Source organism: Marinitoga sp. 1138 (assembly GCF_013363265.1).
Taxonomy (GTDB): Bacteria; Thermotogota; Thermotogae; order Petrotogales; family Petrotogaceae; genus Marinitoga; species Marinitoga piezophila.
On the sequence record NZ_LBFA01000026.1, the window covers coordinates 59,442 to 71,678 of the forward strand.

Below are 12,237 nucleotides of genomic sequence, written 5' to 3' on the forward strand. Positions count from 1 at the left end.
AAACTCTCTGTCTTTATTATACTATAAAAAAAGCAATTTTTTAACAATAAAAATCATAAATTAAAATTATTTTGATATAATTAATTGTATTTTTTATTGGAGGTGATTTTAGTGAAAAAAGAAGTTTTAAAAGAGGTATTGTTAATAACAATAGGTACATTTATAAATGCTCTTGGTTGGACATTGTTTCTAATTCCCTGGAAAATAGTTGGTGGGGGATTAAATGGTGTTGGTACAATGATTTATTACATTACCGGTATTCCAGTTGGTTTAAGTTATCTCGCCATGAACGTAATTCTTATTTTCATTGCAATGAGAATTATAGGCAAATCCTTTGGTTTTAAAACTATATATGGAATTGCTGCTTCTTCATTTTTCATTACCTTGCTGCAGAACTATTTTCATTCTCCTATTATAAATGATCAATTTTTATCAGTGGTTATTGGCGGAATACTACTTGGAAGTGGTGTAGGTATAGTTTTTCTTGCAGGAGGAACCACTGGTGGAACAGAAATTATTATTATGATTATAAATAAATATAAAAATCTCAGTCCAGGACGAACACTATTTTTATTTGATGTATTGATTATAGGTAGTTCATTTTTTGTATTTGGTTCATTTGAAAAAATTATATATGGTTATGTGACGATGGCTATTGCTGGGTATGCAACAGATCTTGTGCTTGAAGGTGAAAAATCTTCTGTTCAGCTCTTCATATTCAGCAATAATTATAAAGCTATAGCAGATGAAATTACATCAACTCTTGGAAGAGGGGTAACAATCTTACCTGGCATGGGTTGGTATACAAAAGAAAATAAAAATGTTATTCTTACAATAGTAAGAAGACGCGAATTGCCAACTGTATTAAAAATAATAAAAAATAACGATAAAAATGCATTTGTTTCCATGACTTCTGCAACAGGTGTTTATGGTTTTGGATTTGAAAAATTGAGAGTTTAAATATGATATAATTAATATGAAATAAAATTAAGGAGGAATATTTTAATGTACGATTTTGTTGTTATAAAATATAGTGAAATAGGAACGAAAGGGAAAAATAGAAATGTGTTTGAGAATAAATTAATGAATAATATAGTACTTCAATTGAATCATGAAGTAAATGCAAAGAAGATTTATGGTAGAATCATAATTATTCCAAAGGATAATAAAAAAATAAATGATGAAATGTTAAATAGAATAAAAAAGGTTTTTGGTATAAAGTCAATATCTCCAGCTGTAAAGGTTGAAAAGGATTATGAAGATATAAAAAATAAAATAATAAGTTTATTAAAAGAAAAAAATATAGAATCAGGTACATTTAAGGTTGATACGAGACGTGTTGATAAAATGTTTCCTATTAGAAGCTTTGATTTAAATAAAGATATTGGTGCAGAAATACTTGAAAAATTTCCTGGGATGAAGGTTGATGTTCATAATCCTGATTATTTAATAAGAATTGAAATAAGACATGAAATGGCATTTGTGTATTTTGAAAATCTTGAATGTCATGCTGGATATCCTGTAGGTGCAGGAGGAAAAGCAAGTATTTTATTATCTGGTGGTATTGATAGTCCTGTGGCTGCATGGATGATGATGAAACGTGGAATGAAAATGAATGCTATTTCTTTCTATAGTCCGCCTAATAATAGTGAAAAAACTGTTATGAAATTAGTGGAGTTGAGTAAAGTTTTAAGTACGTATTATCCATTTAAATTCTATCATTATATAATTCCTTTCACTGAAGTTCAAAAGGCTATAAAGAATATTAACGTTGAATCATATTCGTTGATTTTGCAGAGAAGATCAATGATGAGAATTGCAACAATTATTGCTAAAAAAAGTGGTTCTCAGGCATTAATTACAGGTGAAAATATAGGTCAGGTGGCTTCACAAACACTGGAAAATATGATATCCATTTCAGACGCAACTGATATGTTGATTTTAAGGCCATTATTGGCTTTTGAGAAGCTTGATATTGTTAATAAATCAAAGGAAATTGGAACTTATGACATTTCTATATGGCCATATAATGATAGCTGTGTGGCATTTTTACCTAAAAAACCAGCTACAAAATCATTTCCGGACAAAATGAAAAAATACGAAGAAAGAATAGAAAATCTTGAAATTTTAGAAGAAGAAGCAATAAAAAATAGCATTGTATATGTTATTAAAAACGGGGAAGTAGAGGAAAAATACATCTTTCATGAGAGAGAGGTGGTGGATAAGTGAATAAAATAGGGCTGTTTTTTAAAAGGATTTTATTAACAATATGGTTTTATCTGGGATTAATATGGTATGTTGGAATTTATGGTACCTGGGTTATAATCAGATCTAAAATCATAGAAAAAACAAAAGGAAAAGAAAAGGCAGAAGAATATATTATAAATGTTTTAAAAAAATTTGGGAAAAATGCATTTAAGTTAATGGGAGTTAAGGTATATGTAGAAAGTGAATTTGATCTGTCTCAAATGGGCGATGAAGCGTATATGATAGTGGCAAATCATCAAAGTTTACTTGATATTCCTCTTATAATAGGATATGTATTCCCAACAGCGTTTATAGCAAAGAAAGAGCTTTCTAAAGTTCCTATTGTTTCATTTTTTATTAAGGCATTGGGATCTGTATTTATTGAAAGAGGGAATGCAACTCAAAGTGCAAAAGCATTAAGAGAACTGCGAAAAAAATTAATAGATGGCCAGAAACTTGTTTTATTTCCAGAAGGGACAAGAACCTTAGATGGTGAAGTTAAGCCATTTAAACGTGGCTCATTGATGATTCCATACAGATATAAGGTAAAAATATTACCTGTTGCAATTGATGGAGCCTATGAAATTGCTAAAAAGGGACGTTTATATATTACACCACACCCAATAAACATCACTATATTTAAGCCTGTAAATCCTGAAGAATTTGGTAGCGAAGCTGAATTAAGGGATTATATATATAAATTAATTGCCTCAAAAGTGAATAAAAAGGAAGAATTTGAGGAAGTGGTTTAATGTTTAAAAAGGTAGATGTAATTACAATGGGGTTAGATAAAGTATCCAACTCTCCGGTAATCTTTTTAAGAATAGAAAATACAAATATAGGAATTCCAATATGGATAGGAGCCTGTGAAGCAACTTATCTTGCATTATCTATAAACGAGCAAAAAACGCCAAGACCGCTTACACATGATTTATTTTTAAAATTTTTAGAGAATGAGGGATATACAGTTGAAAGAGTAGAAATAATAAATATGGAGAAAGACATATATTATGCCAATATAGTTTTTGAAAAAGATGGTGATGAATTAATATATGATTCAAGACCTTCAGATGCAATAATAATGGCTGTAAAAACGAGAGTTCCAATATATATTAAAGATTCTATAATCATAGAAAATGGCATAGATATATCCTTTATTCCAATTGGTGAACGTGATGATGAAGAAACAGATGAAGAGAGAGAAAAAAGAAAGGAATTTAAAGAATTTATAGAGAATTTTGATATTGATATGATAAAAAAACATTTCTTTGATGAAGGGAAGAAAGAAGATGGAGATTAAAGAGTTTAAAGAGATTTTTGAAAAAAAGGCAGAAGAGATTTTTTCTGAACTAAATTTGCTTGAAGAAATAGAAAAACCTTTTAAATATTCTTTTTTTGCTGGAGGAAAAAGATTAAGGCCATGGATAATATATAATATTGGACGATATTATAATATAGAAGAGGAAAAATTGCTTAGAATAGGTTTTGCTGTAGAAATATTACATACTGCATCGTTAATTCATGATGATTTACCGGCAATAGATAATAGTAATTATAGGCGTGGAAAATTAACCAATCACAAGCAATTTTCAGAATGGCAGGCCATACTTACAGGGGATGCAGGATTTGTTATTCCATTTAAGGTGTTTTCCAATAATTTTTCTATAGATGAATCATATAAATTAACAGGATTTTTCAGTGAAATTATGTTAGATCTTATACAAGGAGAAGCTCTTGATGTAGCATTTGAAAGAGGCATGATATTACCATCGCAAAAATCTGTTGAAGAAATGTATAGAAAAAAAACATCGGCGTTATTTGAATTTTCGTTTGGTGTAATTCCTTATTTAAAGGATCTTAAAGAGGAATATCAATTAATGAAAAAAGCAGGTAAAAACTTTGGACTTGCATTTCAAATATATGATGATTTAAAAGATAAATATGGCAAATTCGAAGAGGTTGGAAAAGATTTAAATAATGACGAAAACAAAATTACTTTAATAGCACTATATTCAGACGAAAAAGCTAAAAATTATGCTGAATTTCTTTTCAAAGAGGCAAATGATATATTATTGAAATTAGGTCTTAAAGATTTTTCAAATGAGATATTAAAAATAAAACAGCTAATTGAAAGGAAGTAAAAATGGCCAAAAAAGAGAAGAAAAAAAAGGAAGAAAAGGAAGAAAAAAAGGAAGGAAAAAAGAAAAAAATAGATTTTTCCAAGATAACTGGAATAATAAAAAAAATAAATATAAAACAATTAATAGCAGATATAAAAAACTTCAAGCAACTACCTAAAAAGAAGAAAATCACGTTGCTTGGAGGTTTTTTGGTTTTTATTATATTTATAATCTCTTTAATCTTAATTCCAACATTTAGAACAAAAAAATTACAGGTTGAAGATGAAGCTAAGTCTGCATCTGTATCCAATCTCTTTTTATATGTTCCGCCTGGAGCATTTCAATATAGAAAAACCTTTACTATAAAGGCATTGAAGGAAAATTCTGCAGAATATCAGAATCTTAAAACCTTTGGTAATTTTTATGGTCCAATATATGAAATAATACCAGATGATAATAAAGAAGAATCTTCGTTAAAACCCATAAAAATAAAATATAGAATACCATTGGATTTATATTATGGAGATAATTTTAATAATTTTGCGATTATGTATGCCTCAAATGATGATCCGCCAATAATAAAAAAATTACCAGGATGCGAAATATTTAAAGACGAAAGTCTTGGGCAATATATAGTTCAGGCAAATGTATTCCATTTTTCAAAATTTGGATTGTATGTAGATTCAAATCCAAAAGAGGTTTCATATGGTATAAAAACATTAATAGAAAAACCGCCATCATTGGAACCTGATCTTTTGCTGGTGCCTGGAGTTGACAATGATTTTCTTGGATATATTCCAAACACACAAACTATTAATAACCTTTATGGTGAAAATGTATGGAGCTTGTATTTCCCAAATAGAACAATATGGTATTATAAATACCCAATTCTTGAATCCAAGCCAAAAAATTATATGGATTCATATTTTGGATTTTATATAAGAACTGGAAGCAATAGTTTTTTAGAGTTTGAAGCAGAAAGATTTGCCGCAGAATTAAAAGCAAAACAGAATAAACAATTTGATATTATTGCTCAGGGGATAGGAGCATTAATTGTAAGATATGCATTAGAAACACATCCTGAAATAAAAAATGTTAGAACTTTAACCTTATTTTCACCACCAAATAAAGGAATGAATATAGTTAATCCTATATATTACAACATCATATACAAGAAGAATCCTGAGGTTATGGAGCTCTCTTATGGTATAAACAAAGAGGATTATAATTCATTATTTTTAAATATTAGCTCCAAAATCGAAATGTATGCATCATATTATAAAGATTTGCTTCCGGATTCAAAGTTTATAAGAAAATTAAATAATATGAAAACAAGAAAAGATATTGACTATTATGTAATAATGGGAACAAAACCAGATTTAAATGCTTATTTAAAAAATTCAAAGTTAAAAGATTTTTATCCAGAATTAATTGATGGTATAGGAGATGGGCTTGTTACGTTAAAAAGTGCCGAATTAAAAAACGCCAGGATGTTTACATTTGATTTATCCTATGACAAACTATATTCTGACAACAATGTTTTAAAAACTGTTCAAAAATTATTGTCAAAAGATATAAAAACGGTAAAAATCCCTCAAATAAAAGACGATGATTTTGTTGAATCACAAAAAGAGTTAGAAGAAAAGAAAAAAGAAATGGAATTAAAAACAGAAAAAGAATCACTGGCAAATATATTTGTAAAATCCAGCTCCTATATGAAACTTCACATGATAGATTTAGAAGAACAATTGTTATATATTTCTAAATTAACTTATGGAAAAATATATATGCTTGGAGATAATGCCTTTGTGGTTTCAGATAATGGGGTATATGATCTTGATGGAAGGAATATATTAAATAAAAAAATACTTGGAAGCATAGAATATAAAAAACGTTTATATGTAACTACAATGGATGGGGTTTATGCTATAGATGCCAGTTCAAATGAATTTATGAAAATAAAAAATATAGATTTTGAAGTCCATAATAACGTTTATTACCTTCCGGAAATCAGGAAATATATATATGTTGATTATCAGGATGGTCTTGCAAAAGTATATGAAAATAATGAACTTATATCTGAAAAGACCCCTTTTGACTCTATAAAAGTAATAAATAATGACTTTTATATAATTTTAGGAAATAAGGTCTTAAAAAGAAAAGAAGATAAATGGGTTACAGTAGTTACCAGAGCTGGTATAGAAGATTTAACAAGAAAACCTATAGGTAATATAATTGATTATTATTCAAGATCATATTATATTTTCCTGCTTACATCTGATTATAGATTGGTGGTATATGATACTAAAAACTCAAAAGTTCAATTTGTTGGAGATGGCGATGTAGGCAAGATGAAGTTACTTGAAAATAACAATAGATTATGGATATTTGATAGAAATTTTGCAACATATATAGATTTAAAAAACAAGGTGTTTCCAGGTGTTTATGATTCAATTACAGATTTTGAAATTATAGATATAATAGGAATAGAAAAAGATACGTTTTTGCTTCTTATAAAAAAAGACGGGGGATTTGAATTATGGAAAGCAAAAGTAAAGTTTTAATATTATTAATTTTTATAATTTTGAATATAGTGATTTTTTCCCAGACACTTCTTGAAAAGGCTGAAGTGTATTATTTTAATGGGAAAAGCTCTTTTCAGTCTGGCGAATACAAAGCTGCAGAAAGATATTTTCAGGAAGCTTTAAGTTTAACAGCTGAAATAGAGATAAAATATCCTGATATTAGATATATGCTTGGATGGACAAAATTCTATTTAAAAAAATATACTGAAGCTGAAAAATATTTAAAATATTATCCCAATGATGAAAAAGTTCAATTAGCTTTGAAAAGTATAAGAGAAGGTAATATAGAAGAAGATTTACATTTTAAAAGTGCAAACATAACCACCGAAGAAGCAACTGGAACAGAAGAAGAAAAGATAAAAATTCCAATTACTGCTTATATTATAGCCTCTGCCATTATACTTTTAATTATTTTATTATTAGTAGGTTTATCATATTTCTTTGTATTTAGAAAATACTCATTAGGTGCTAAAGGTGCAAAGGTTGAAAAAGAAGAAGAAGAAACTATTGAAGAAGTTGAAGTTGAAGAAGAAGTAATTCCTGTAGAAGAAATACTTGAAGTAAAGGTTGATGAATTAGAGGAATTATGGCAGGAATATGAAAAGATGAAACAAAAAATGGATATTGATGAAGAAGAAATATCCAATGAATCAGTTTTGCCAGAAGCTGAACCGCAAAATGCACCACCACCGCCACCTCCACCACCTGCACCACAAATTCAGGACAATACAGAGGAAAATCTGGAAGAATTAGATGTGGATAATCTGCTTGAAGAAAGCGAACCGCCTCAAAATGTTGAGGAAAATATAGAAGAAGAAAATATGACAGAGGAAAATATAGAAGAAAATATAGAGGAGCAAGTAGAGGAAAAGAACATAGATATAGAGGATTTAATCGAAGAAAAAAATCAGGAAACAGGTGAAGAAGAAAATACAGAAGCTGAAAATGAAACTGATACTGATGAGGGCGATAATACAATTGATGAAGTTATAGAAAAAGATAAAGTAAAAAACTTAGATGAAATAGAAACTGTAAAACCACATATGGAAGTTGTCGCGAAATATAATAAAATTATGAAAGAACCAGGTGGGGCAATAGTAGCTTCAAATGTAAAAGGAATAGAAAGTTTAGAAAATCTGGATGAGGAAGTTGCAAACAAGGGTGGAGTTTATTCAAAAGGAGACTTACATACAATATTCAAGGAAATTTTCGCGGAAAGAAATAGAGATGAACTGATGATAGAATAGAAGAAAAATAAAAAAATGGAGCGGGCGACGGGATTCGAACCCGCGACATTCAGCTTGGGAAGCTGACGCTCTACCAGCTGAGCTACACCCGCAACCGATACAAATTATACCATTTTTAAAAGATGATTTCAAGGGGGTAATTATGAAAGATAGATTATTTAAAAAAGTATTTATAATTTCAATTTCAATATATCTTTTAGCTGTAATATTTCTATTACCCGGAGTGTTTTCAGGAAAAATCTTATTAAATCAGGTTATATTGAATTTTGGTTCGTTACAAATAAGATGGTATGGTTTATTAATTGCAACAGGTGTTTTTTTAAGTTTTTATCTTGCAAATGATACTGCAAAAAAATGGAATATTTCAGAAGATGACCTTTCAAATGCTGTGATGATAGGGATTATATTTTCCATTATTGGAGCACGTGCATATTATGTAACATTTAATTGGGATTATTATTCGAAATTACCTTTTAGTGAAGTATTTAAAACGTGGCATGGTGGAATGGCAATTCATGGTGGAATTCTGGGGGCGTTAATAGCAGTATATTTATATACAAAAATAAAAAAGAATATAACATTTAATTTCTTACAGGGATTGGATTTAATGGCACATGTGCTCCCGCTTGGGCAGGCAATAGGAAGATGGGGAAACTTTTTTAATTATGAAGCATATGGTTCTCCCACAAATCTTCCGTGGAAGATGTATGTGCCGCCACAATTTAGAATGCCAGGATATGAAAGTTATGAATACTTCCATCCGACCTTTTTGTATGAATCAACATGGGATTTATTAATATTTTTATTCTTATTCTATTATGCAAGGAATAAAAAAAGGTTTGACGGTGAAATAATATCATTGTATTTGATATTATACTCAGCAGGACGTGGAGTAATAGAATTATTAAGAACAGATTCTTTAATGTTCTTAAATATGAAGGTAGCAGTATTAATAAGTATTTTATTTATAATAATAGGAATATCTTTATACATAATATTATCCAAAAAAGATAAACAGGAGGGATAAAATGGAAAAGGCTTATGTAGGAAAAGCTATGGAAGTAGAGCCAATTACATATGATGATGGTGTGAATGTAAAAGGTGCTCACAAAAGAGTGCTCATAGGTAATAAATTGGGTGCACCTAACTTTGTAATGAGACTTTTTACAATAGAAAAAGGTGGATTTACACCTAAACATACACACAATTGGGAACATGAGGTTTTTGTGGTAAAAGGAAAATTAGAGGTATTCAATGGCGAAGAAACAGTTATCGCTGAAGAAGGAGATTTTGTATTTGTTCCACCAAATGTAGAACATCAATTTAAAAATATAAATGATGGAGAAAGTCAATTTATTTGTGTAATTCCAAAAAGTGGAGGAGAATAATAAGTGAGATTAGTAGATACACATTGTCATTTAAATTTAATAGAAGAAAGAAATGAAATAATAAAGAAATTTGATAATGAAAATATGGAATTTGTTATAGAGGTTGGAATAGATATAGACAATTCATTTAATACAGTAGAGCTCGCAAATACATATGAAAAAATATATGCCTCTGTTGGTATTCATCCAAATGATTCATCTAATTTAAGCAATAAAGATTTTGACACAATAAAAATTCTTGCATCAAATGAAAAGGTTATTGCAATTGGTGAAATAGGTCTTGACTATTATAGGGAATACACAACAAAAAAAGATCAGTATAAATCTTTTATAAATCAATTAGAAATTGCAAAAGAAATTGGCTTGCCTGTTATTTTACATATCAGGGAAGCATATGAAGATGCATTTAATCTATTAGTTGAAAATGGGATTCCAGATAAATTAGGTGTAGTTCATTGCTTCTCTTCAGATTGGAAAACGGCAAGAAAATTCCTTGATCTGGGATTTTATATTGGAATAGATGGACCAATTACATTTAAAAACAATCATAAGCTTGTAGAAGTTGTAAAAAATACGCCAATTGAAATGATATTACCGGAAACAGATTCCCCATTTTTAACCCCTGTTCCATATAGAGGCAAAAGAAACAATCCGTTATATGTAAAATACGTTATTGAAAAAATAGCAGAAATAAAGGAAATATCAATTGATGAAACATCGGAAATACTATTAAACAATGCTAAAAAAGCATTTTCAATAAAATAAGGCTGGCTTAAAGCCAGCCTTATTTTATTATTAAAGTTCAAAATACATTTCAAATTCTTTTGAAACAGGAATTGAATAAATAAGATTTGCTTCTTTCATTTTAGTGTCATACCATTTATTAATTAATTCTTCAGGGAATGTTTTTAAATAATCTTTGTCATCTTTAAGACCTTTCATTACCAATCTTAAATCAAGAGGGAATACCTTTTCATTTTCTCCTTTAGAATGGAAGCCTAATTCTACGGGATCAAGCTTCTTTTCTATGCCAGAAATACCTGCTAAAACCATTGCAGAAAGGAAGAAATAAACATTTGCTGAGCCATCGCCAGTTCTAAATTCAATTCTTGTATCAGCCTTGCTTAAATATCCAGGAATTCTTACAGCTGCGCTTCTGCTACCTTTTGAAAATGAAGCAGAAATAGGTGCTTCAAAACCTGGAACAAGTCTTTTGTATGAATTAGTTGAAGGATTTGACCAGGATAACAACGAACCTGTTAAACTGTGATTTAAAATACCGGCAGTATAATTTAAAGCCAATTCGCTTAAATTATACAATTCATCACCAACAAACAAGCTCTTTCCATCTTTTTCAAGGTATTGATGAACGTGCATACCATTTCCTGCCATATTAAACATAGGTTTTGGCATAAAGGTTACATATAATCCGTATCTTTCGGCTATTTTTCTTATTATATATTTTGCCAAAGTAACGTTATCTGCAGCATCAACGAGACTCATGAAATTCAATTCAATTTCATGTTGTGCAATACCAACTTCGTGATGGTGGTATTTTACAGGAATACCAGCATTTTCAAGTGATTTAACAATTTCATTTCTTAAAGTGAAATGAATATCATAAGGTTCATTTAAATGATATGATGAACCATAAGTTTTTGGCTGATTGTCTTCATAACCGAGTCCTTCATCATTTTCAAGGAAGTAATATGATTCTGTTTCGCCAGTTTTAAAGGTTATACCGTCAAATATATGAAATTCCAATTCAACAAGCATTTTTGCATCATCTGCAATGCCGCTTTCTTTTATATATTTTAAAGTTTCTTTAGCAATGCTTCTTGGATATTGTGCAAAAAATTTACCGGTTGAAGGACTGATTACATCTGATAAAACATGAACAATTTTCATTCCTTCATTTTCTTCGACAAAGATTTTTGATAAATCAGGAATAGCCACCATATCTGAATCAGTAACCTTGGCAAAACCGAAGTTAGAAGCATCAAAACCGATACCTTCTTTAAAAGTCTTTTCTGAAACATAACTCTTTGGAAGAGTAACGTGCTTTAATCTTCCGAAAATATCAACAACCATAATATCTAAAAAATCATACTCTTCAGGAATTTTATCCACTTTAAAAAAGTTAATCATAGCTGCACCTCCAATAATATATTTTCACCATGTGTACTATATCACTTCTTTAATAAAAAACATAATCATTAAAACAGTTACTCAAGGCTATTAAAGCTATTTATAAAATATTACACGCTATTTTTATTCGATTTTTAATTTTTACTTATTTAGAAGGTATTATAGAATTGGGGTTATATTATGCCTTTATAAAAATTTCTTATAATTGTGAAAAATAAAAACTCTTTCAGACAACTCGAACGCTGATCCTCAAAAACTGCTCATATACGCGGGGTCGCTTAGCTTCTGCATCCCTGCAGAAGCTGCGCTCAAAAAAACATCCTGTTTTTTTGACCCTCTCCATTCGCAGTTTTTTCGGGCGTTCTTCGAGTCTTCATTCGTTTTTATTTTTCACAATACTTTTGCTGTTCCGGCTCACGCAATATCTCCGTTCGGGAAATTTCAAGCCTTCATTCACCTTTTTACTCGTGTTTTCTTTTATGTTTTACTTATATAATGACAT

The 12,237-nt window shown here is 29.5% G+C and carries 11 protein-coding genes and 1 tRNA gene; 10 read left to right on the plus strand and 2 right to left on the minus strand.

Annotated features, from left to right (window positions below):
• Positions 1-111 precede the first annotated feature (111 nt).
• The 7 genes from XO11_RS09185 to XO11_RS09215 are packed head-to-tail and all read left to right on the plus strand — an operon-like array spanning position 112 to position 8,199.
• On the plus strand, positions 112-960 hold the full coding sequence (locus tag XO11_RS09185; RefSeq protein ID WP_014297320.1) for a YitT family protein: 849 nt from the start codon (positions 112-114) through the stop codon (positions 958-960).
• Positions 961-1,005: 45 nt separating this feature from the next.
• Positions 1,006-2,229, plus strand: coding sequence for a tRNA uracil 4-sulfurtransferase ThiI (gene thiI, locus XO11_RS09190; protein ID WP_014297321.1), 1,224 nt, complete (start codon positions 1,006-1,008; stop codon positions 2,227-2,229).
• On the plus strand, positions 2,226-2,999 hold the full coding sequence (locus tag XO11_RS09195; protein WP_014297322.1) for a 1-acyl-sn-glycerol-3-phosphate acyltransferase: 774 nt from the start codon (positions 2,226-2,228) through the stop codon (positions 2,997-2,999). Before thiI ends, XO11_RS09195 begins: the two co-directional genes overlap by 4 nt.
• Positions 2,999-3,547 (plus strand): bifunctional nuclease family protein, encoded by a 549-nt coding sequence (locus XO11_RS09200; RefSeq protein ID WP_014297323.1) that lies wholly within the window; start codon positions 2,999-3,001, stop codon positions 3,545-3,547. Before XO11_RS09195 ends, XO11_RS09200 begins: the two co-directional genes overlap by 1 nt.
• Positions 3,519-4,388, plus strand: coding sequence for a polyprenyl synthetase family protein (locus tag XO11_RS09205; RefSeq protein ID WP_148265170.1), 870 nt, complete (start codon positions 3,519-3,521; stop codon positions 4,386-4,388). Before XO11_RS09200 ends, XO11_RS09205 begins: the two co-directional genes overlap by 29 nt.
• Before the next feature lie 2 nt (positions 4,389-4,390).
• Entirely contained in the window at positions 4,391-6,931 is a 2,541-nt protein-coding gene (locus XO11_RS09210; RefSeq protein WP_175418525.1) for a hypothetical protein, read from the plus strand.
• Positions 6,907-8,199: a hypothetical protein gene (locus XO11_RS09215; protein WP_014297326.1), complete on the plus strand. Its 1,293-nt coding sequence runs from the start codon at positions 6,907-6,909 to the stop codon at positions 8,197-8,199. The genes XO11_RS09210 and XO11_RS09215 overlap by 25 nt, the downstream gene beginning before the upstream one ends.
• Positions 8,200-8,215: 16 nt before the next feature.
• Here the strand turns inward: XO11_RS09215 and XO11_RS09220 are convergent.
• A tRNA-Gly gene (locus XO11_RS09220) sits at positions 8,216-8,291 on the minus strand.
• Between the two features lie 50 nt (positions 8,292-8,341).
• On the opposite strand from XO11_RS09220, the gene lgt reads away from it, so the two are divergent.
• From lgt to XO11_RS09235, 3 genes are read left to right on the plus strand one after another with little or no spacing between them, the layout of a single operon-like run.
• Entirely contained in the window at positions 8,342-9,226 is an 885-nt protein-coding gene (lgt, locus tag XO11_RS09225; protein WP_175418526.1) for a prolipoprotein diacylglyceryl transferase, read from the plus strand.
• 1 nt (position 9,227) lies between these two features.
• A complete protein-coding gene (locus tag XO11_RS09230) occupies positions 9,228-9,587 on the plus strand; it encodes a cupin domain-containing protein (protein ID WP_014297328.1) in 360 nt (119 codons plus the stop codon).
• Between the two features lie 3 nt (positions 9,588-9,590).
• On the plus strand, positions 9,591-10,352 hold the full coding sequence (locus tag XO11_RS09235; protein WP_014297329.1) for a TatD family hydrolase: 762 nt from the start codon (positions 9,591-9,593) through the stop codon (positions 10,350-10,352).
• A gap of 30 nt (positions 10,353-10,382) precedes the next feature.
• On the opposite strand, the gene XO11_RS09240 is transcribed toward XO11_RS09235, so the two are convergent.
• Positions 10,383-11,735, minus strand: a complete 1,353-nt coding sequence (locus tag XO11_RS09240) for a glutamine synthetase family protein (protein WP_014297330.1) — start codon at positions 11,733-11,735, stop codon at positions 10,383-10,385.
• Positions 11,736-12,237 lie beyond the last annotated feature (502 nt).